The following is a 21,223-nucleotide window of genomic DNA, read 5'->3' as shown; positions in this document are numbered from 1 at the left end:
TAGGCACTTACCATTGCTTGTGTGGGCTTTTTTTGAACTCGCCTTTTCGCGTGTCCGGTGTGCTTTGATTCTCTTGTGCTGCCTTTTCTTGATCTTCTGAATTGGGGTTGCAGCCGGTAACACTGGCTGAGGTAACCGCAGCCATCAGGGCGATAAGCAAATGCTTTTTCATCAAGGTTTCCTCGGTTACCAGGATTGAGTGGGGCTGGGCCGGTAGCTACCACGACGCAGTTGCTCAGACGCTGCCTGTTCCTTTGCTTCTCGCGCAGCGATGGTTTGCGCTCGAGGGATTTCGGCGGCTTGCTGAGCGACCAAGAGGGTGCGGATTTGTAGGAGTTGGTTCGCCTGATTTGAGGCCAATTGGTTCGCGAACTGAAGGGCTTCCATACGCCCTTGAGCGGACTGTGTGCTGTGCTGCAACCGCACTAGGTTGCTGGCGTCCTGTTGGAGTTGCTTCTGTTGCTCGTCTAGGCCTCGCAACATGTTCCCGTTGGCTCGCATCTGCGCATCAGATCCGTCTATCTCGGACTGTCGCATAGCCTGGTATTGGTCTGAGCTACAGCCATTCACTCCAAAGCATTGGGAACTGCGGTAATAATTCACATCGCCATACCCCGCTAGATAGGCATCAATGCTTCCAGCCTGCTGTTTGTAGTAGCCCAGCGTATCGATGGTGCTAAGTACCCTCGCGATGGTTTGCTCCGCCTGATCCCAGAGATAGGCATTTGGCGCGGCTGTATTTCTAAGTTGATCCTCAAGCTGTGCTAGTTGAGAGACGTATTGCTCTACCTGCGTAATGGTCTGAGCCACGTTCTCAATGGCTGAAATGGTGGTCTGTGAGACATTGGCGACATCCACTACGGGGATGCCTGTTGCATGTCCTTTCAAGGAGACGAGCAGCAAAATTTTAGCGGCTAAAATTTTCTTCGTTCCAATCATCTCTTTGGTTCTCCTAATGTTTTGAAGTTTTACTAGGTGCTAGGCCTGGGTAGAGGGCTTTGTTTTTTAGCGGCTAAAATTTCTAGCGCTTATTTTTTGAAGAGATATATGTTTGTTTTTCGATATATCGAAAGTTGCGTTCTGGTGCCTGAAGTTAATATAGCAGGCACTTGGTAAGCTTGGAACTGAAGTGCTTGATAGTTGAGTTGCGTTGGTGCGATAGTTAAGTTGCGTTAGTGTATTTTGTTGGTGTTTAGTCGTGGTTTCTAATATTTTTGCGAGGTCTGTATGTCTTCAAGCATGTCTGTGAGCGAATCAATTTCGGGTAAATATGGGCCGCTACTGAGCCTTCAGGAGCTTGCGGAGATATTGCATAGAAGTCCTGATGGGTTGCGTATTGCATTGCGCGGCGAGCAGGCCTATGCGAAGAAACTGAACTCAACCAAAGTGAAAATCGGCCGGCGCATTTACTTCAGTACACCGGCGATTGCTCGGCTGATCTCTGACGAGTTTCTGGGTGGCGTCGTGAATGAAGCCTCTTAAATTTAGCGGCTAAAATTTACGGCACTTGTTATGCGTACTCTCTCGCCTAAACAAAATCAATCCATCTTTGGCGAGGCCTTAAGGCGAGTCGTAGCCGAGGCGCAAGCGCGCACCGGGAGATTTCTATCGGCGTTTGATCGTGTTAACAGCAGTGGTCGCAGAACCAGACAGGAGCCCTGGGACGTAATGGTTGCTGTCATGGAACCAATGCTGGCTAGGCTCGATCTTGCAGAAATGGCATTGGGGTGGATCGATAATGCAGGTGCCTTCCGCCTCAATAGGCAGAGAGAATTGGCAGAGGATGGAGGTGTCACTGAGTCGCGTCTTTCGAGGTTGCTGGGGACTATGGACTCGGCAGGCTACACCCACCGTAAATTTAAGCGCGAGTATGTGGATGGGCGTTGGACTACACGCACTCTGATCTGCATCACAGAGCGTTTCTTCGTCGATCTTGGGCTGGGTCAACTCTTTACTAAATTACGTGCTAAGGCGATCTCACGCAGGAAGGCGCATGTCTCCTCGCGGCCTAACGCTGCGGTGAAAGCTATTAGGGGGCCTGTACGCTCAGTGAGCGTGAGGCCTCGAAACGAAGTTGCTAGGCAGTCTGATGGCGTTGCCGTGTTGGAAAAGCTTATGGCTTTGAAGGCTGCGCATCCTGACCTTGCTGATGATGAGCTGACAAAGCTCTACCGTCGCCTTGAGTGCCCTGAGAAAGCGGCTGCAACAGCCTGACACGCCAGCTCTCGATAGCACCACCTCTAATACTCTCACTCTCCTTTTTCCTTTGCTCTGTCCTGGAGTAGAGCCTTTGCCGAACAATATATTGTCTGGTGCCTGATTGTGTCTGCAGGTTTGAGTAGTGTTGTGTAAGTTAACTGCAATTTTAAGTGTTGGGTGTATCCATCGTAAAGATGTAAATCCTAAGATCTTAGGGTGTTGATAATTAGTTTAGCTGAACTTCTTTCGTGTGCTGCTTGTTTGGTTGTTACGCCAGGAAAGTGCCCGTTAAGTTTTTCGTTTGACTCCGGTTGGTCGAATTTTTTGAGTTGGCTTTCCTGTGCGCACCGTAACCCCTTTCTATTTTCTTGTAAGAGGCTTTCTTTTTGGCCTGCTCCTTGTCTATGGCTTTCCTCTGTCTTGTAGCTGCCTTTCTTTTTTTGAAGAAAGGCAGCTACAAGGTATAAGCAAGCCTATGAGGGGTTTTATGGAAAGGGATATACAACTCTAAGTTTGTGGCAAGATGTGTGAAGTTAGCTAACCGGCAAGCCGGTTATCTATCTTCACTCTCCCTTATTCGCGCTACGCACTCAACGGGGATCTTGCTCTGCGAGGCAGACGGCTACCGCCGTCAAATCAAAGCCATACAGCGGGTGAGCGATGGGAAATGAAACGCGCAAGAACGGGCCGCACCTGAGAGTTCCGGTGCTGGCGTACGAAAAAAAGGCGATAGAGGACAACGCGAAAAAGGCGGGGCTTTCTGTTGCCGCGTTTCTGCGCAATCTGGAAATTGGCTACGAGGTGCGAGGGGGTGGCATGTTGTGTGAGCACTACGCCGGCTTGTCGGTGGAGCCCGATAACGACAAATCGTTCCTTCTGCTTACGAATGTTGAGAGGCGAAAATGTCCAGCGTGACGATCTGGCGTGAAGAAGTAAACACAATGCCGGCGTGGGACTCCAGCGAGACCGTTGATGAATTGAATGGTCGAGGAATCGCTGTAGGGATGCTTGGGCGTCATCATTTCAATGAGTGTTTCGCTGAGGTCTGCCAGCTATTTATGAGGGCTGGGTACCGAGGCGGGCAGCTTCAGCGGGTTGTAAATTTTGCAGGAGATACTGCGGTTTACGACTCGGCTAAATGGACCTACGACGACGCACTTGAGTGGAATGCCCCTCTCATGTCTGAGTAGGCTTTTTAGCCGCTAAAATGCATGCATGGAGTGGTAGCTAAATCAAAGCTGCGTTTGGGTGAGGGGCGAGTAGTGACAGTTCGAAGATTGACTGATGCTGAACTTGTAGCTTTGAGAGATGAGATGCGTGAGGCGAGCAAGTGGATGAAGGCGGAGCTTCAGCGCAGAAGGGTGACGCGAGAGCAGCGCGCTGAGGAGACGGGGAAGGGGCGTCTCGCCGATATTTAGGCTAGCGCTGCTAGGTGCTCCACCGTCTCCGGATACTTCTGCACCAGGCGAATCAGGGTTGTGGCCTGAGCGTTGGGTTTGGCGCGGCCTTGCTCCCAGTTCTCCAGGGTGCGGGTGTTGGTGCGTAGGTACATGGCGAACACAGGCCGGGACATGTTCAAGTGCTGACGAATTCCGACCAGTTCTTCTGCAGTAACCTCGGGCAGCTTTTTCAGTTGTGCCTTATGCGAGCGCAGCGTGACTTTCCCCTGGCGTTCGTCGGCCAGGGCTTCAAAGCCTTCGACCAGTTCGGCAAAAATGTCACGTTTCATGGTTTGTTCCTCGCATCTATCTCAGTATCTAGCAGCTTTTTGAGCGCCTTCTTTTGTTGCTCGCTCAGGTCGTCCTGGACGTCCTTGCCGTAGACGGTAAATAACCAGAACTGCGCGCCACCCAGCCACCAGTAGTAAATGACTCGAATGCCGCCGCGCTTGCCCTTCTGGCGCTTCTCATCGGCGAAGCGAATCTTGCGCAGGCCGCCGGTTCCCTGGATCACATCGCCGGCTTCGGGGTTCTCCATGAGGACGGTCTGAAAAGCGCGAAAGGCCTCCTCATCCAGATAGTCCATTCGGTGCCGCTGAAACGGTGGTAGTTCAACAAACAGTGCTTTCATATTCTGTACGTTATCTGCGTATAGTTTGTGGTGCGTTTAACGCACCGTCAAGGCGATCTACCGTTCGTTCGTCAGCTTATCCAGCTTGCTAACCAGGTCTTCAGCGCGCAGGTGCGTATAGCGCTTGAGCATTTGCATGGACTTGTGGCCGCTGATAGCGGACACCTCCTGGTCGGAAAGGCCCCCTTCCACCAGGCGGCTTACTGCTTCATGGCGCAGGTCATGGAAACGCAGGTCGGACATCCCTAGCTTTGTCTTAAGCTGACCCCAGGCCTTAGTGAATGCGTAGGGTCTGCGCTTTCCGTCTTTGCCCGGCTCGCCGAAAAACACCAGGTCGCAGTCGATAGGGCGGACCGGGTTACTCATGGCTGCCTGGAAGGCCTCGGTGGCCCGTTTACTCAGCGGCACAGTGCGGGCGCCATCGTTTTTGGTGTCTGAGAGTCGCGCCACGCGCTTTTTCAGGTCGACCTGATGTCGTCGTAGGGATGCGATCTCGGATGACCGCATCCCGGTCTCCAGGGCAATTCGGAACATCCAGCCCAGCATGGGGTTGCTATGTGCATTAACGGCTGCCAGCAGGCGGCGTTCTTCCTCGCCTGACAGGCGACGGTCGCGGCCTTCCCCGGGGCTCGGCTTGCGAATGTTGAGAACGGGGTTGAAGGTCAGTCCAAGACCCCATTCCTGAATCGCTACGGTATAGAGGTGGCTTAGCAGGGCCAGCTCTAAGCGCACCGTGTTGTTGCTGGTGGGATTTCCGCGATTGGTGATCGAGGCAAGTCGGGTGTCGCGGTAGCCGGCGATGATTTCAGCAGAGAGGGCGGCCATTGAGTATTTACCCAGATGCCGGATCAGCTGCTGAGCTTTTGTGGCTTCGGCTTTCTGGGTGGTGGGCTTCTTGGTAGGGCTGACCTCGCTGAGGTAGCGCTTGAGCGCCATTTCCAACGTCATGCGTTCGGAGCCGCTGCGCTGGATGTAGACACCCCTGACCATTTCGTCTTCGGTGCGGCGTGCCCAGTCTTCGGCATCGCGTTTGATGCGGAAGGTTTTTGCATTGGTCGGCCAGCCGGTTTTACGCACCAGGGCTTTCCAGGTGCCGGAGGGCGTTTTGATGATGCTGGCCATCTTTGAGGTGCTCCGAAGGCGTGCTGGCGAATCAGCGCTGTACCGAATTTGTACCTTTGGAACATGGGATTGGTCGAGCTGTTTTTGCTTGGCCAATAAAAAAGCCGCGCAGTGCGCGGCTTTGAAGGTGGTGGGCCCAGCAGGACTCGAACCTGCGACCAAGGGATTATGAGTCCCCTGCTCTAACCAACTGAGCTATAGGCCCCGGAAAGCCGGCGGATTATACCGGCGCCTTCTGTGGAGCGCCAATCGAATGGCATGGGTCGAGGAAATTGCTGGCAAAGACTTCGGCTGGCAAGGGGCGGCTGACGATGAAACCTTGGATCTGTTCGCAGCCCTCGCTGGCAAGAAACTGTTCTTGGGCTTTGGTTTCCACACCTTCGGCGATCACCGTCAGTTGCATGCTGCGCCCGAGGGCGATGATGGCGCGGGCGATGGCGGCATCGTGCGGGTCGTCAGGGAGGCCGCGGACGAAGGATTGGTCGATCTTCAGCGTGTCCAGCGGTAGACGTTTGAGGTAGCTCAAGGAAGAGTAGCCAGTGCCGAAGTCGTCGATGGCCAGTTGTACGCCGAGCCGTTTCAGCTCGTGGAGGATGGTCAGGGCCTCTTCGGTCTGGCTCATGATGAAGTTCTCGGTGATTTCCAGTTGTAAAAGGGCGGGTTCCAGACCGTAACCCTTCAGTAGCCGGTCGATGCGCTCGACCAGTTGTGGCTGGCGCAGTTGTGCGCCTGCGAGGTTGACCGACAGTGAGCCGAAGGGGGCGTGCTGTGTCTGCCATTCACCCATTTGCCGACAGGCTTCCTGCAATACCCAGTCACCCAGTGGCAGGATCAGGCCGTTTTCTTCCGCCAGCGGAATAAAGCGCTCAGGGAGGATCTCGCCAAAAAACGGGTGATGCCAGCGGATCAGCGCTTCGGCACCAACCAAGCGTTGCGTGCCCAGGGAGAGCTTCGGTTGATAGTAGAGGCTTAGCTCCTGACGTTCCAAGGCGCGGCGTAGCTCGTGCTCCAGAGCCATGCGCTCGGTGGCCTGGGAGGTCAGGTCACGGGTGTAGAGTTCGGCGCGGTTGCGGCCCTTGGCTTTGGAGCGGTACATGGCAGCATCGGCATTCTTCACGAGGGTGGCGACGTCGTTGCCATCTTGCGGGAATAGGCTGACGCCGATACTGGCGCTGATAAATAGCTCGTGCTCGTCAGCCTGGAAGGGGGCGCTGAAGCCCGCCAATAGCTTATTGGCGACATGTTCGGCGTCACTGGGTTGCTGCAGGCCTGGCAGCAGGATGATGAATTCGTCACCGCCCAGTCGGGCGACGGTGTCGATATCGCGTAAATGCTCCTTGAGGCGCAGGGCGGAGGCTTTCAACAGCAGGTCGCCGACCGGGTGGCCGAGGCTGTCGTTGATATGTTTGAAGCGGTCGAGGTCTAGGAACAGTACCGCGCCCTGGCGGTCATCGGTCTGGGCGTCGGTTAACGCGGCGCGCAGGCGGCTTTCGAAGAGCAGGCGATTAGGCAGGCCGGTGAGCGGATCATGGTGAGCCTGATAGTCAAGGCTGGCCTGGGCATGCTTGAGGCTGGAGATGTCGGCGAAAACGCCGACGAAGTGTGTAGTCAGTGCCTCGCTGTTGCGCACGGCGCTGATGGTCAACCACCCTGGGTAGAGTTCGCCGTTCTTGCGGCGGTTCCAGATTTCACCTTGCCAGTGTCCCTCGGCGCCCAGTTGGTGCCACATGGCGGTGTAGAAAGCGCTGTCGTGCTGACCGGACGCGAGCATGCGCGGCGACTGGCCGAGAGCATCCTGTTCGCTATAGCCAGTGATTTCGCTAAAGGCTCGGTTTACGGCAGTAATGCGTTGCTGGGTGTCGGTGATCATTACCCCTTCTGCCGTGCTCTCGAATACGGTTGCGGCCTGCTGTAGTTTTTCTTGTATTTGCAGGCGCTCGGTCACGTCGCGGGCGATGGTCAACAGGCAGGTTTCGCCGTTGATGTGCATGATCTGGGTCGACAGTTCGCAGAGCCGCAACTCGCCAGTGCGGGTGCGCATCGGCGCAGTGAAGTCGCGCACGGCGCCATGGATGCTGAGCAGTTGCATGATCCGTTGGCGATCTTCCTGGTTGTCCCAGAGGCCCAGGTCGAGTGTCGAGCGATCGGCGATTTCGCTGCTGTTATAACCGCTGAGGCGGGTGAAGCCTTCGTTGACTTCAAGCAGCAGGCCATCGCTCATGCGTGTAAGCAGTAAGCCGTCTGGCGAGGAGTGGAAGACCTTGGAGAACTTCTCTTCGGAGATCTGCAGTTGCTGCTGAGTCTCCTTCAGTTGGCTGATGTCGCGCACCACGACTACTAGTGCCGGTGTGTCATCGAGTTGGAAGGGTTGGGCCGAGATCAGGCCGGTAAACAGTTGCCCGTCATGCTTGCGAAAGGGCATCTCGAGGTTGCGTAGGCTGCCGTTTTGCAGGCGTTGCAACACGCTTGGGCCGATGCCAGGTATGCCCCAGATGTCGAGCTCGGTTGCGGTTTTGCCAAGTGCGTTGGCGACGAGGATACCGGTCTGCTGTTCGAAGGAGTTGTTCACTTCCAGCAGGCAGCCATCGGAGCGGCGGGCGATGACCAGCATGTCAGGGCATTGCTGGAACACCGAGGCGAACTTCTGTTCTGAAAGGCGTAGTGCCTGCTCGGTTTGTTTGGTTTCGGTAACGTCGATCATCAGGCCGCGTAACACGGCGGTATCGCCGTGTTGGATGAGAGTGACGATGTCGTGGATCCAGACGATGCGACCATCGGCGGCGTACATCCGATAATCGAGGCTGTGGTCGCGAACAGCCGCGCTCTCGCTTCTGCAGTAGTCGAATGCTTGTTGGCGGTCGTCCGGGTGCAGTATGCGTTGCCAGAAACCTGGTGCTAACCAGTCGGCAAGCGGGTAACCGAGCAGTTTCTCGGCGTGGGGCGAGACATAGGCGTAGGTGTAGTCGCTCACATGCGCTTCCCAGGCGATAGCCGAGAGGCTTTCGACTAGACCGCGATAGTGCTGCTCGCTGTTGCGCAGTTGCCGTTCCAGCGTGGCGCGCCCAGCCATTTCGGCGCTCAGGCGGCGATTGATGCGAGCAGCCGCGGCGAATATGGCTAGTCCGGCCAACAGTCCCGGCAGGCCATAGCGCAGGAACTCTGGCCAGAGGCTGCGCCGATCCAGTTCGCCGGCGGCCAGGGCGTCCGTCTGGCCGCTGGCCAAGGCCTGGAGCGTTGGGTTAACACTGGGTAGCGCGAGCCGGTCGAGCTCGGCAGTCTTGGCTTGCGCGAGAGTTTTATTCCAGTTGGTCGATTCGATTGGCCGCACATGCATGCCAAGGCACTGCTCGATCAGGGCAATGTAGTCGGCCGTCAGGCCTTGGTAGAGACCCTGGGTGCCGCGAAACTCGAACAGTGGCCAGGACGTGTCGGTGCCCAAGCGCAACTCAGGGAGCGCCGCAAGCCAGTTGCGTTCTTCTTGGTTAAGCGTCAAAGCAACAGCCGGGGCTGCCCAGTGCGCCAGACACAGCAGGAGAATGGCCAGCAGTCGCGGCATAGCAGCCTCATTACCACTCGGGTGTAGTGGCGAGTGTAGACGGGTTGCGGACTGCGGGTAATGGGAGTGCGCAAAGCAAAACCCCCGGCAGGGCCGGGGGTTTTGTTGTTACTCGTCGAGGAAGGAGCGTAGATGCTCGCTTCTCGTCGGATGGCGCAGCTTGCGCAGCGCCTTGGCTTCGATTTGACGAATCCGCTCGCGGGTCACGTCGAACTGTTTACCCACCTCTTCCAGCGTGTGGTCGGTATTCATATCGATACCGAAGCGCATGCGCAGTACCTTGGCTTCACGGGCAGTGAGGCCGGCCAGCACTTCGCGGGTCGCTTCCTTGAGGCTTTCGACCGTGGCTACATCGATCGGCGACTGCATGGTGGAGTCTTCGATGAAATCGCCCAGATGGGAGTCTTCATCATCACCGATCGGGGTTTCCATGGAGATCGGCTCTTTGGCGATCTTCAATACCTTGCGGATCTTGTCTTCCGGCATTTCCATGCGCTCACCAAGCTCTTCCGGAGTCGGCTCGCGGCCCATCTCCTGCAGCATCTGGCGAGAGATGCGGTTGAGCTTGTTGATCGTCTCGATCATGTGTACCGGGATGCGGATGGTCCGCGCCTGGTCGGCGATCGAGCGGGTGATTGCCTGACGAATCCACCAAGTGGCGTAGGTCGAGAACTTGTAACCGCGGCGGTATTCGAACTTGTCCACCGCTTTCATCAGGCCGATGTTGCCTTCCTGAATCAGGTCGAGGAACTGTAGGCCACGGTTGGTGTACTTCTTGGCGATGGAGATCACCAGACGCAAGTTCGCTTCAACCATCTCTTTCTTCGCGCGGCGGGCCTTGGCCTCACCGATCGACATGCGACGGTTGATGTCCTTGATCTCGGCCAGCTTCAGGCCGGTCTCGGCCTCAAGTGCCGCAAGTTTCTGCTGGCAACGCTGAATGTCGGACTGCAGGCGACCGATGGCCTCGGCATATTTGCTCTTGCCTTTGGCCAGTTGATCGGTCCAGCTTTCGTCGATTTCATGGCTGGGGAACTGGCGCAGGAAGTCGGCGCGCGGCATGCGGGCATCACGTACGCAAAGTTGCATGATGGCGCGTTCCTGGGCGCGCAGACGCTCCAGGGAGTCACGCACCCGCACAACCAGGGCGTCGAACTGCTTCGGTACCAGCTTGATCGGCATAAACAGCTCGGCCAAGGCCTTCAGCTCGGCAATGCCTTGCTTGCTGTCGCGACCGTGCTTTTTCAGCACTTTCTTGGCTTTTTCCAGCTGCTCGGCTACCGCGCCGAAGCGTAGGCGTGCGACTTCTGGATCTGGGCCGCCATCGCCTTCTTCTTCGTCTTCGCTGTCGCCTTCGGCTTCTTCATCTTCGGTTTCGGCCTCGGCAGCTGCGCCGTCTTTGATGACCGGAACGGGGGCTTCGGCCGGTGCGGCAATGCCATCATCCGGGTCGATATAGCCGCTGAGGACTTCGGCGAGGCGCCCGCCCTCAGTAGTGACTCGGGTGTATTCGGCGAGAATGCTGTCGACAGTCCCCGGGAAATGAGCGATAGCGCCCATCACTTCGCGGATGCCTTCCTCGATGCGCTTGGCGATTTCGATTTCGCCTTCACGAGTGAGCAGCTCCACCGTGCCCATTTCGCGCATGTACATGCGCACCGGGTCGGTAGTGCGCCCGATATCGGTTTCAACCGCGGCCAGCGCAGCAGCAGCTTCTTCAGCGGCGGCTTCGTCGGTATCGGCTTCGGCCAATAGCAGGGCATCCGCATCCGGGGCGCTCTCGAATACGTTGATCCCCATGTCGTTAATCATGCGGATGATGTCTTCCACCTGTTCCGGATCGGAAATATCCTCCGGCAGGTGGTCGTTGACCTCGGCGTAAGTCAGGTAACCCTGCTCACGACCACGGCTGATCAACTCTTTGAGGCGAGACTGCTGTTGCGCTTTTCCGGACATAACACCCTATCCACTGAAGGTCTTGGCGGGCAAAAAAACAAGCCGAGGATTATACCTGAGCAGGGACCTCACGCGCCAGTTGAGGTCGGGGTGATGGGAGTAATAGTGCGGCTGAGCAAGTCGCGCAGTTGGTCTTTTTCCTCTGCGCTTAACTCACTTTGACGTGCTTTGCGGAGCAAATGTTCCAGGCTGCGCTCGCGTTGGCGGGCTGCAAGACTAGTTATAGTGTCAAAAAACTGTTGTTCAAGGTTGTCGGCCTGAATCAGCCATTCCTTTTCTGCCAGGGCCCTAAGCAGGCGGCCTTGTTCGGTGCCGTGCCAGCGGGCGATCAGCTGCAATGAGCGTAGCTTGGGATTCTTCTGCAGGGCCCCGAGCAAGGCGACCAGTAGTTGCGCATAGGTGTCGTTTTCTGCGGCGAAATGGCTGGCATCTTCGACCTTATGTGCTAGTTCTGGGTGGTGCAGTAGCGTGCGCAAGGCGGTCAGCGTGGGTGACTCTACCGGTGCGGCGACACGTGGCGCTCTGGGCTCGAAGTCCGGGCGTTTGCCTTTTTTGTCCCAGGATTTCTCCCATTTCTTCTGTCCGCTGCCTTTCTGTCCGGACTTCTTCTGCCAATTTTGTTCGGGCTGAGGGTTGTATTCCTCGTGGGCGTAGTCAGGAGCTACGTCGTAGTACGCGCTCGGATCGTAGCTTGGTGGCTCCTCGGCGGGTGCGTTCTGTATCGCTTGGCCGAGAGCTTGACTGTTGAGGCCAGTAATTTCGCTGAGGCGCTGGCGCATCAGGGTGCGCAGGTTGGCGCCGGGTATTTTGTCGATCAGCGGTACGGCTAAGGTGGCGAGATGAGCCTTGCCTTCCAGTGAGCGCGGGTCGGCTTCCTGGGTGAGTTGCTGGAAAAAATAGTCGGCCAGCGGCTGCGCCTGCTGGTTGATGCGCGCGCGAAATGCATCGGTGCCTTCGCTGCGCACCAGGGTGTCTGGGTCTTCGCCTTCCGGAAGGAACAAAAAGCGTGCGCGGCGGCCGTCTTGCAAGCTTGGCAGGGTCGATTCCAGTGCGCGCCAAGCTGCGCTACGGCCGGCCTGATCGCCGTCGAAGCAGAATAAGACGCTCGGGACGATGCGAAACAGGCGCTTGAGGTGTTCCTCGCTGGTGGCAGTGCCGAGAGTCGCGACGGCGTTGCGTAAGCCTTGTTGGGCGAGGGCGATCACGTCCATATAGCCCTCGACCACCATGACCTCGTCGAGGTCGCGGTTATTCTTGCGCGCTTCGAACAGGCCATAGAGTTCCTGGCCCTTATGAAAGACCGGGGTTTCCGGCGAGTTCAGGTATTTCGGTTTGTCGTCACCCAGGACGCGGCCGCCGAATGCGATCACGCGGCCACGGCTGTCGCGGATCGGGAAGATCACTCGATCACGGAAGCGGTCGTAGCGTTTACCGCTCTCGGCGTTTTCGATCAGCAGGCCAGCGTCGATCATGGCTTTCTGCTGCAGACTGTCGCTGCCCAAATGTTTGAGCAGGTGATCCCAGCCGGGCGGGGCGAAGCCAAGGCCAAAGTCGCGGGCAATCTCGCCTGACAGGCCGCGACCCTTCAAGTAATCCACCGCGGCTTTGCGGGTCGGATGGCTTTTCAGCGCTTGCCGGTAGTAGTCGGCGGCAGCGGTTAGAAGAGGGTAGAGCGGCGAGTCGGTTGGTTGCCGCGGTTTCTGGCTGCGGCCACTCTCCTCGCGCGGGACTTCCATGCCGGCGGCTTTTGCCAGTTCCTCGACGGCCTGGGGGAAGTCCAGGTTGTCGTGATCCATGATAAAGCCCAGTGCGTTACCGCCGGCGCCGCAGCCAAAGCAATAGTAGAACTGCTTGTCTGGGCTGACGCTGAACGAGGGGGTTTTCTCTTTGTGGAACGGGCAGCAGGCGCTGAAATTCTTGCCGGTTTTCTTCAATTGAACGCGCGAACTGACCACGTCGACGATGTCGGTGCGGTTCAGCAGGTCATCAATAAAAGTCTGGGGTATCAGCCCGGCCATGGCGTTCTCGTAATCAGGCGAGTCGCCAGCATAACTGCGGCGGTATCAGGAGGACAGACGGGCTTTCAGCTGCTGGCTAACCAGTGCCATGTCGGCGCGGCCTTGCACCAGGGGGCGCAATATTGCCATCACTTTGCCCATGTCTGGCATGCCTTGGGCGCCACTGTCGACGATAGCTTGCTGGATCAGCGAGCTGATCTCTGTCTCGTCTAGTGGTTTCGGCATAAAAGCTTGAAGCACGACAATTTCTGCGGCTTCGACATCGGCGAGGTCTTTGCGACCGGCGTCACTGAACTGACGCAAGGAGTCGCGACGCTGTTTGATCATCTTGTCGAGGATCAGCAGGGTGCGGGCGTCATCGACCACGATATGCTCGTCAATTTCGATACGTTTAATATCGGACATGGCGAGGCGTAACGTCATCAGTCGAGGTTTGTCTCGGGCGCGCATGGCGACCTTGATTGCCTCGGTGATGCAGGTCTTGATGCTAGGTTCGGTCATGCCGTCGGCCCGGCTTTGGGCCGGGCGTGGCAAAAACTGACTGCGTGCGTCTGTAGATTAATACAGGCGTACGGCGCGGCGCTGTTCGCGCTGCACTTTCTTGGCGTGACGCTTAACTGCGGCTGCAGCCTTGCGCTTGCGCTCGGAAGTGGGCTTCTCGTAGAACTCACGGCTGCGAACTTCGGCCAGAACACCGGCTTTTTCACAGGAGCGTTTGAAGCGACGCAGAGCTACGTCGAAGGGTTCGTTCTCTTTAACTTTGACGGCTGGCATCCAGAGCTACCTTCATTCATTACCGGGGTAGACGTACTCGTGGCAAATCGCGCTGGAGGACGTCGGTTTTTAAGGGTTGCGGATGTTAACGCCTCATCGCCAGGAATGCAAAGCCTCTGATCGAAAACCGCTGGCCGGGGCCTGGGGTGGCGATTATTATGCGCGCCTTCGAATTTGCCCAGGCTGAAGGGACAAACCCATGCTCGTACTGGGATTAGAAACCTCTTGTGATGAAACCGGCGTCGCGTTGTATGACAGCGAGCGCGGTCTGTTGGCGGACGCTTTGTTCAGCCAGATCGATCTGCATAGCGTCTATGGCGGGGTGGTGCCGGAGCTGGCTTCGCGTGACCACGTCAAGCGCATGTTGCCGCTGATCCGTCAGGTGCTGGCTGAGTCTGGCAGTGCGCCAACAGACATCAATGCTATCGCTTATACCGCCGGCCCTGGCCTGGTCGGTGCACTGCTGGTCGGCGCTTCCTGTGCGCAGGCGCTAGCGTTTGCCTGGGGCATCCCGGCGCTGGGCGTGCACCACATGGAGGGGCATTTGTTGGCGCCGATGCTGGAAGAGCAGCCGCCGGAGTTTCCGTTTGTCGCGCTCTTGGTTTCCGGCGGACATACCCAGTTGGTGCGGGTGGATGGTATCGGCCGTTATCAGTTGCTCGGCGAGTCGCTGGACGACGCCGCGGGTGAGGCTTTCGATAAGACCGCCAAGCTGATCGGTCTGGGCTATCCCGGTGGGCCGGAAATTGCCCGTCTGGCGGAGAGTGGCACGCCAGGGCGCTTCGTTTTCCCGCGGCCGATGACTGACCGGCCTGGGTTGGATTTCAGCTTTAGTGGCTTGAAAACCTTTGCCTTGAACACCTGGCAGCAGTGCCGCAGCGCTGGGGACGACGGCGAACAGACCCGTTGCGACATCGCCCTGGCCTTCCAGCATGCGGTGGTGGAGACTCTGACCATCAAGTGTCGGCGTGCTCTTAAACAAACTGACCTCAAGCGTCTCGTGATCGCTGGTGGTGTTAGCGCCAATCAGGCGCTGCGCCAGTCACTGGAAAGAATGCTCGCGGAGCTCAAAGGCAATGTCTTTTATGCGCGCCCGGCGTTTTGCACCGACAACGGCGCGATGATCGCCTATGCCGGTTGTCAGCGCTTGCAGGCCGGTCAGCATGAAGGGCCAAGCATCGCGGTGCAGGCGCGCTGGCCGATGGAGCAACTGCCGCCGCTCTGACGTGCATCGAGTATGGATTGGCCTGAATCTGAGCCGGCTTCAGGTGGCCGATTCAGAAGTGGCGTTCGCGCCCGGCGAGCAGGTCGCGTAGATTGCCGCGGTGCCGCCAGACGATCAGGCCGGTCAACACGCTCATCGGTAAGAGTGCCCCTGGTTGCTGCCAGGCCAGTAACGGCAGGGTTAGCGGTGTAGCGATCAAGGCGGCCAGCGAACTGGTGCGCGTTAGCCGGAAGGTCAGCGCCCAGGCGCCAACAGCCAGCAAGGCGGCCGGTGGATAGAGGCCGAGCAGCATACCGGCGGCAGTGGCAACACCTTTGCCGCCGCGGAAGTGAAAGTACAGCGGATAGAGATGACCGATCACGGCGGCCAGGCCAAGCCAGGCTTGTTGTTGGACATGAAAGCCCAGTAGGTGCGCGACCAAGACGGGCAGAAGGCCCTTTAGCAGATCGCCGAGCAAGGTCAGGAGCGCCAGTTTTTTGCCTGCGACCCGCAGCATATTGGTCGCTCCGGGATTGCCCGAGCCACTGACGCGGGGGTCGGGGCCGCCAGCCAGACGGCTGAGCAGAATGGCGAAGGACAGCGAACCGAGCAGGTAGGCGAGGATCGCCAGCAACCAAAACATGGTATCCATTCCGGGGCGGGTAAGCCCCGATTCTAACGGGGCCCTGCGCCCTTGTCGTGCGGTGGAGCAGAGTGCTTGGACAGAGTGTTTATCGAGGGTCTGGAAGTCGACACTGTGATTGGTGCGTATGACTGGGAGCGTGAGATTCGCCAGTGCCTACGTCTGGATCTGAGTTTTGGCTGGGATAACCGTCCGGCAGCGGCTGGCGATGACCTCACCAAGGCGCTCGACTATGCCGCAGTGTCTGCGCGGATTCAGGTGTTTGCCGCCGAGGCGCAGTTTATCCTGGTGGAAACCTTCGCCGAACGTCTGGCCGAGACGCTGATGAGCGAATTCCAGATTCCCTGGTTGCGTTTGAAGCTGACCAAGCCCGGCGCCGTGCCGGCGGCCAGTGGCGCGGTCGGTGTGGAGATCGAGCGCGGATGTCTCTAACCCCGATCTTGCTTGGCCTCGGTAGCAATATCGAGCGCGAGGTGCATTTGACTGCCGGTCTCGAGGCGCTGTCGGGCTTTTTGCAAGAGTTGCACTGCTCGCCAGTATTCGAGAGTCAGGCGGTGGGGATCAAAAGCGGTCCCTTCTTCAACCTGGTGGTGGCCGCGCAAACCGATCTGCCGTTGCTCGAGCTGGATCGGCGGTTGAAGTTCATCGAGGCGGATAATGGCCGCTACGCGCCCGAGCGCAAGGGCCTGCCGCTGGATATCGATGTGCTGCTGTATGGCGAGCAGGTCGGCAATTTCGACGGACTGGTGCTGCCGCGCGCGGAAATCCTCAAAAACGCGTTCGTTCTCTGGCCGCTGGCGCTATTGGTGCCGAAGAGGCTGCATCCGGGTGTGAATCAGTCCTTCGCCGCGCTTTGGCAGGCGGCGCAGATTGAGCAAACGCTGTGGCCGGTGTCCTTTATCTGGCGCGACAGCGAGCTGACCCCGTCGTCGCTACGTCAGGCCTTCCCGGCACCGGCCTTGTAGGCTTTGAGTGCCGTCAGGCGCTCACGCTTTAACGCCTCCCCCAGCTCTGCGCCTTGGAAGCCTTGCGCCAGTAACGGTTGAACTGTCACTGCGCGCGCCGCTTCGGCGGCGCCGCGCAAGTAGGCGGCCTGTGGGTAATCGCGTTGTTCCAGGCCCAAGCGGCCGCGGGCATCCATTTCGCAGGCGGCGATAAACTCCTCGAAGCGTTGCGCCCGGCGGTAGATGTCGAAGCTCTGCAGCAATTCCAGCAGGGTCGATGGCTTCAGCTCCAGGGCACGATGGCCGTGGGTGTGGTGCTCGCCGACCAGCAGGGCCAGCTCCTGGCAATCGCGCGGTGCTTTACAGCGCTCATTGACCGCGCGAATGAGGCGCAGGCCGTTGCGTTCGTGGGCGATATGCCGTGGCCACTGGCTTTTCGGCGTCAGGCCTTTGCCCAGGTCGTGCAGCAGGCAGGCCCAGCGCACCGTCAGAGGCTGTGCATGCTCGGCACATTGGTGTAGCACGCTGAGCACATGGGCGCCGGTATCGATTTCCGGGTGATGGGCGGCCGGTTGCGGCACGCCGAACAGGGTGTCGACTTCCGGTAGCAACACCTTGAGCGCGCCACAGTCGCGCAACACTTCGATGAACACCTCCGGGCTTGGCTCCAGCAGGGCGCGGGAAATCTCTTTCCAGCTCCGCTCGGGGGTCAACGCCAACAGCTCGCCGGACTCGCTGAGCTGGCGCATCAATGCCAGGGTTTCCGGTGCGACGCGAAAACCCAATGGCGCATAACGGGCGGCGAAGCGGGCGACGCGTAGCACCCGCAGCGGGTCTTCGGCAAAGGCCGGGGACACGTGGCGCAGTAGGCGGGCGGCAAGGTCGCGCCGGCCACCGTAGGGGTCGTGCAGCTCGCCGTGGTCGTCCTCGGCCATGGCGTTGATCGTCAGGTCGCGGCGGATCAGGTCTTCTTCCAACGTGACCTCGGGGTTGGCGTAGAAGGTAAAACCGCCGTAGCCGCGCCCGCTTTTGCGCTCGGTACGGGCGAGGGCATATTCCTCGCCGCTCTGTGGGTGGAGAAATACCGGAAAGTCTTCGCCAACTGGGCGAAAGCCCTGGACCTGCATCTCTTCGGCGCTGGCACCGACCACCAGCCAATCGGTGTCGGTGATTGGGCGGCCGAGCAAGCGGTCGCGCACAGCGCCGCCGACCTTGTAAATCTGCATGGAAAATCCCCTCCGTTAGCGCGACAGCATAACCGCTGCGCCCTGAAAACGGAGGCTCAGCGGGCGGCGGGGATTTGCTGCAGTAATGCGACTACGGCACTTTGTAGCTGTTCGGCGCTATCCCAGGCGGGGCTCAGTCCGGTGCTGGCCAGGCCTTCCCAGAGTATCTGGTCGTTCAGGTCGGTTAGCCGTACGCGCAGGGTGCCAGTTTCATCGTGCAGGCGGTGGATGGCCTGGTAGGCTCCGAGCGGGTTGGGTGGCGATGCGTCGACGCGAAACTCCAATGGGGTGTCGCGCAGGGCCAGCCAGTAATACACGCGTAACTCGGGCTGCTGGCTTTCGTGATAACCGCGTTCGGCGAGGCCTTGGTGCAGCAGCGATTCGAGCTGGGCGTAATGCTCACGCAAAGGCAGGTCGCTGCTGAGCGCTTGCTCAGGGGGCAGCAACTGAAAGCTATGGAGACTTGCCAAGGCGGGCGCAGCGGCTTGCACCACGCGGATCTGGGGGATGTGGCTGGCGCAGGTGGCCAGTGCCAGGCAGAGCAGTAAAACGGCAAACACACGCATGGGCGGCAAGCTCCGCGGACGATAACCGCATGCTCGGCGGCCGCTGGCGAGCGGTCAACCGATCAAATGGGCGGGATGATCAAGTCGAGCCGTGGGTAGTCGCCTGTGCTCTCTTGCTCGGATCTGGGGGGGACATGCTGGGTATGGACGATTTTATCGCCCTGCACGGTTTCCAAATGGATGTCGAAGCCCCACAGGCGGTGCAGGTGTTTCAGTACCTCCTCGGTGGAATCGCCCAGCGGCTTGCGATCGTGCTGCTGATGCCGCAGGGTCAGTGAGCGGTCACCGCGCCGATCGATGCTCCAGATCTGTATGTTGGGTTCGCGGTTGCCGAGGTTGTACTGGGCGGCGAGGGTTTCGCGGATGATGCGATAACCCGGTTCGTCGTGGATCGCGGAGACCAGCAGCTCATCCTTCTGGTCGTCATCCATGATGCTGAACAGCTTCAAGTCGCGGATCACCTTGGGGGAGAGGTACTGCAGGATAAAACTCTCATCCTTGAAGCTATTCATGGCGAATTTCAGGGTCGCCAGCCAGTCGCTGCCGGCGATATCCGGGAACCAGCGTTTGTCCTCTTCGGTCGGCTCTTCGCAGATACGGCGGATGTCGCGATACATCGCAAAGCCCAGGGTGTAGGGGTTGATACCGTTGTAATGGGGGCTGTCGAAAGGCGGTTGGTAGATCACGCTGGTGTGCGACTGGAGGAACTCCATGATAAAGCCGTCGGTGACCAAGCCTTCGTCATACAGATCGTTCATCAGGGTGTAGTGCCAGAAGGTCGCCCAGCCTTCGTTCATCACCTGGGTCTGGCGTTGTGGATAGAAGTACTGGGCGATCTTGCGCACGATGCGCACTACTTCGCGCTGCCAGGGCTCCAGCAACGGCGCGTGCTTCTCGAGGAAATACAGGATGTTTTCCTGCGGCTCTGCGGGGAAGCGCTTGTTGTCTTTATCACTGCCCTTGCCGGCGCCTTTGGGGATGGTCCGCCAGAGGTCGTTGATCTGTTTTTGCAGGTGCTCTTCGCGCTCTTTCTGCCGCCGCCGTTCCTCTTCGGCGGAGATTGGGTAGGGCCGTTTGTAGCGATCTACGCCGTAGTTCATCAGGGCATGGCAGGAGTCCAGTAGGTCTTCCACGGCGTCGATGCCGTAGCGTTCCTCGCACTGCATGATGTACTGCTTGGCAAACACCAGGTAGTCGATGATCGAGCTGGCGTCGGTCCAGGTGCGGAAAAGGTAGTTGCCCTTGAAGAAGCTGTTGTGCCCGTAGCAGGCATGCGCCACCACCAAGGCCTGCATGCACATGGTGTTCTCTTCCATCAGGTAGGCGATGCAGGGGTCGGAGTTGATCACGATCTCATAGGCCAGGCCCATCTGTCCGCGGCTGTAAGACTTCTCGGTGCTGAGAAAGTGTTTGCCATAGGACCAGTGGTGATAACCGAGCGGCATGCCGACGGAGGCGTAGGCATCCATCATCTGCTCGGCGGTGATCACTTCGATCTGATTCGGGTAAGTGTCCAGCGCATAGCCTTCGGCGATCCGACTGATTTCGCGGTCGTAGGCGCGAATCAGCTCGAAGGTCCATTCCGAACCGGTGGAAATTGGTTGGGTTTTTTTCTCTCGAGCGGTCATGTCAAAAGACCTCATGTTACGAGCCGGCGCTGGAAGAGTTCGCGGAACACCGGATAGATGTCTCCGGCGGACACCAGCTGCTGCTGGGCGAAGGTGTCGTCGAAGGACTCTCTGACCTGCTCGTACTCGAACCACAGCGCCTGGTGTTCGCGCGGGGTGATCTCGACGTAGGTGAAGTACTGCACGAACGGCATGATCTGCTTGAGCAGGATGTCACGGCAAATAGGCGAGTCATCATTCCAGTTGTCACCGTCCGAGGCCTGGGCGGCGTAGATGTTCCATTCGTTGATCGGATAACGCTCGGCCATGACTTCCTGCATCAGCTTGAGGGCGCTGGACACGATGGTGCCGCCGGTTTCCCGGGAGTAGAAGAACTCCTCCTCATCGACTTCGCGGGCGCTGGTGTGGTGGCGGATAAACACCACCTCGATCTTCTCGTAGTTCCGCTTGAGGAACAGGTACAAGAGGATGAAGAAGCGTTTGGCGATGTCCTTGGTGGATTGGGTCATGGAGCCGGAGACGTCCATCAGGCAGAACATTACCGCCTTGGAGCTGGGATTCGGTTGCTTGACCAGCAGGTTGTACTTGAGGTCGAAGGTGTCGAGGAAGGGCACTTTTTTGATGCGTGCGCGCAGACGAATTACTTCGGCTTCAATGCGTTGAATGTCGTCGAAGTTGTCGGGTTCTTCGCGTTTAAGCCGTTCCAGTTCGAGCTCTGTAAGATGCAGTTTAATGCGGCTGCTGCCGGACAGCGCGATACGTCGTGCATGGGCTGACCTCAAGGTGCGGACGATATTGATCCGCGAGGGATTGCCTTGATTGCTGATCCCCGCGCGCACCGTTTTGAAGGTGTCGCTGCCAGCCAGGTGACGTTTTACCAGGTTGGGTAGCTCCAGATCCTCGAACATGAAGTCGAGAAATTCCTCCTGCGTGATCTGGAAGACGAACTCGTCCATGCCCTCGCCAGTGTTGCTGGCCTTGCCGGGGCCTTTGCCGCCGCCACCGCCTGCTGGGCGCGGGATGCGTTCGCCAGCGGTGAACTCCTTGTTACCTGGATGGACGATGGTCTGCTTGCCGCCACGGCCGTGATGAAACAACGGCTCGTCGATATCGCGACCGGGAATGCTGATCTGTTCGCCATGCTCCATGTCGGTGATGGAGCGGCGGCTGACGGCTTCTTCCACCGCCTTCTTGATGTGATCACGGTAGCGCCGCAGGAAGCGCTGGCGGTTCACCGTACTCTTGTTCTTGCCGTTCAGACGGCGGTCGATCACATAGCTCATGGGCGCTCCTTCGAGCCTGCGGCCGTTACTGGGC

Annotated in this window: 21 protein-coding genes and 1 tRNA gene; 6 read left to right on the top strand and 16 right to left on the bottom strand. The window is 58.5% G+C overall.

The window, feature by feature from the left end; translation table 11 throughout:
- Window positions 1-7: 7 nt before the first annotated feature.
- Entirely contained in the window at window positions 8-172 is a 165-nt protein-coding gene (locus D3879_RS26445; RefSeq protein WP_158592056.1) for a hypothetical protein, read from the bottom strand.
- Between the two features lie 14 nt (window positions 173-186).
- A complete protein-coding gene (gene trbJ / locus D3879_RS03075) occupies window positions 187-939 on the bottom strand; it encodes a P-type conjugative transfer protein TrbJ (RefSeq protein WP_119952626.1) in 753 nt (250 codons plus the stop codon).
- 288 nt (window positions 940-1,227) lie between these two features.
- Here trbJ and D3879_RS03070 point away from each other — a divergent pair, with 288 nt between their 5' ends.
- The 3 genes from D3879_RS03070 (at window position 1,228) to D3879_RS03060 (ending at window position 3,114) form a co-directional block, all read left to right on the top strand.
- On the top strand, window positions 1,228-1,482 hold the full coding sequence (locus tag D3879_RS03070) for a DNA-binding protein (protein ID WP_238474196.1): 255 nt from the start codon (window positions 1,228-1,230) through the stop codon (window positions 1,480-1,482).
- 198 nt (window positions 1,483-1,680) lie between these two features.
- On the top strand, window positions 1,681-2,214 hold the full coding sequence (locus D3879_RS03065) for a hypothetical protein (protein ID WP_147411090.1): 534 nt from the start codon (window positions 1,681-1,683) through the stop codon (window positions 2,212-2,214).
- 645 nt (window positions 2,215-2,859) lie between these two features.
- A complete protein-coding gene (locus tag D3879_RS03060; RefSeq protein ID WP_147411088.1) occupies window positions 2,860-3,114 on the top strand; it encodes a plasmid mobilization protein in 255 nt (84 codons plus the stop codon).
- A 499-nt stretch (window positions 3,115-3,613) separates the two neighbouring features.
- Here the strand turns inward: D3879_RS03060 and D3879_RS03045 are convergent, their stop codons facing one another.
- The 9 genes from D3879_RS03045 to rpsU form a co-directional block, all read right to left on the bottom strand.
- A complete protein-coding gene (locus D3879_RS03045; protein ID WP_119952621.1) occupies window positions 3,614-3,928 on the bottom strand; it encodes a helix-turn-helix domain-containing protein in 315 nt (104 codons plus the stop codon).
- Window positions 3,925-4,269, bottom strand: coding sequence for a toxin (locus D3879_RS03040; protein ID WP_119952620.1), 345 nt, complete (start codon window positions 4,267-4,269; stop codon window positions 3,925-3,927). The genes D3879_RS03045 and D3879_RS03040 overlap by 4 nt, the downstream gene beginning before the upstream one ends.
- Before the next feature lie 57 nt (window positions 4,270-4,326).
- Window positions 4,327-5,391, bottom strand: a complete 1,065-nt coding sequence (locus tag D3879_RS03035) for a site-specific integrase (RefSeq protein WP_238474195.1) — start codon at window positions 5,389-5,391, stop codon at window positions 4,327-4,329.
- Window positions 5,392-5,519: 128 nt separating this feature from the next.
- A tRNA-Ile gene (locus D3879_RS03030) sits at window positions 5,520-5,596 on the bottom strand.
- 15 nt (window positions 5,597-5,611) lie between these two features.
- Window positions 5,612-8,947: an EAL domain-containing protein gene (locus tag D3879_RS03025; RefSeq protein ID WP_119952619.1), complete on the bottom strand. Its 3,336-nt coding sequence runs from the start codon at window positions 8,945-8,947 to the stop codon at window positions 5,612-5,614.
- A 108-nt stretch (window positions 8,948-9,055) separates the two neighbouring features.
- Complete coding sequence (gene rpoD / locus D3879_RS03020; RefSeq protein WP_119952618.1) at window positions 9,056-10,903, bottom strand: RNA polymerase sigma factor RpoD; 1,848 nt, start codon at window positions 10,901-10,903, stop codon at window positions 9,056-9,058.
- Between the two features lie 68 nt (window positions 10,904-10,971).
- Window positions 10,972-12,921 carry a DNA primase gene (gene dnaG, locus D3879_RS03015; protein WP_119952617.1) on the bottom strand — a complete coding sequence of 650 codons (1,950 nt, stop codon included), beginning with the start codon at window positions 12,919-12,921 and terminating at the stop codon, window positions 10,972-10,974.
- Between the two features lie 45 nt (window positions 12,922-12,966).
- Window positions 12,967-13,422, bottom strand: coding sequence for a GatB/YqeY domain-containing protein (locus D3879_RS03010; protein WP_119952616.1), 456 nt, complete (start codon window positions 13,420-13,422; stop codon window positions 12,967-12,969).
- Between the two features lie 57 nt (window positions 13,423-13,479).
- Window positions 13,480-13,695: a 30S ribosomal protein S21 gene (gene rpsU, locus D3879_RS03005; protein ID WP_002551877.1), complete on the bottom strand. Its 216-nt coding sequence runs from the start codon at window positions 13,693-13,695 to the stop codon at window positions 13,480-13,482.
- A 199-nt stretch (window positions 13,696-13,894) separates the two neighbouring features.
- Between rpsU and tsaD the strand changes: the two genes are divergently transcribed.
- Window positions 13,895-14,920 carry a tRNA (adenosine(37)-N6)-threonylcarbamoyltransferase complex transferase subunit TsaD gene (gene tsaD / locus D3879_RS03000; RefSeq protein WP_119952615.1) on the top strand — a complete coding sequence of 342 codons (1,026 nt, stop codon included), beginning with the start codon at window positions 13,895-13,897 and terminating at the stop codon, window positions 14,918-14,920.
- A 52-nt stretch (window positions 14,921-14,972) separates the two neighbouring features.
- Here the strand turns inward: tsaD and plsY are convergent, their stop codons facing one another.
- Window positions 14,973-15,542: a glycerol-3-phosphate 1-O-acyltransferase PlsY gene (plsY, locus tag D3879_RS02995; protein WP_119952614.1), complete on the bottom strand. Its 570-nt coding sequence runs from the start codon at window positions 15,540-15,542 to the stop codon at window positions 14,973-14,975.
- Window positions 15,543-15,617: 75 nt separating this feature from the next.
- Between plsY and folB the strand changes: the two genes are divergently transcribed.
- Together folB and folK are read left to right on the top strand one after the other, a co-directional pair.
- On the top strand, window positions 15,618-15,974 hold the full coding sequence (gene folB / locus D3879_RS02990; protein WP_119952613.1) for a dihydroneopterin aldolase: 357 nt from the start codon (window positions 15,618-15,620) through the stop codon (window positions 15,972-15,974).
- Window positions 15,965-16,507: a 2-amino-4-hydroxy-6-hydroxymethyldihydropteridine diphosphokinase gene (gene folK / locus D3879_RS02985; protein ID WP_119952612.1), complete on the top strand. Its 543-nt coding sequence runs from the start codon at window positions 15,965-15,967 to the stop codon at window positions 16,505-16,507. The genes folB and folK overlap by 10 nt, the downstream gene beginning before the upstream one ends.
- Here folK and D3879_RS02980 read toward each other — a convergent pair.
- The 4 genes from D3879_RS02980 to D3879_RS02965 form a co-directional block, all read right to left on the bottom strand.
- Entirely contained in the window at window positions 16,480-17,712 is a 1,233-nt protein-coding gene (locus D3879_RS02980) for a multifunctional CCA addition/repair protein (RefSeq protein WP_119952611.1), read from the bottom strand. The genes folK and D3879_RS02980 overlap by 28 nt on opposite strands.
- Before the next feature lie 56 nt (window positions 17,713-17,768).
- Entirely contained in the window at window positions 17,769-18,278 is a 510-nt protein-coding gene (locus D3879_RS02975; RefSeq protein WP_119952610.1) for a DUF4136 domain-containing protein, read from the bottom strand.
- Window positions 18,279-18,340: 62 nt separating this feature from the next.
- Window positions 18,341-19,906: a SpoVR family protein gene (locus D3879_RS02970; protein WP_119952609.1), complete on the bottom strand. Its 1,566-nt coding sequence runs from the start codon at window positions 19,904-19,906 to the stop codon at window positions 18,341-18,343.
- Between the two features lie 11 nt (window positions 19,907-19,917).
- Entirely contained in the window at window positions 19,918-21,189 is a 1,272-nt protein-coding gene (locus D3879_RS02965) for a YeaH/YhbH family protein (protein ID WP_119952608.1), read from the bottom strand.
- Window positions 21,190-21,223 lie beyond the last annotated feature (34 nt).

This window comes from Pseudomonas cavernicola, assembly GCF_003596405.1.
Lineage (GTDB): Bacteria > Pseudomonadota > Gammaproteobacteria > Pseudomonadales > Pseudomonadaceae > Aquipseudomonas > Aquipseudomonas cavernicola.
Note: the sequence above shows the minus strand (reverse complement) of the source record. Positions and strands in the feature narration are given on the sequence as shown.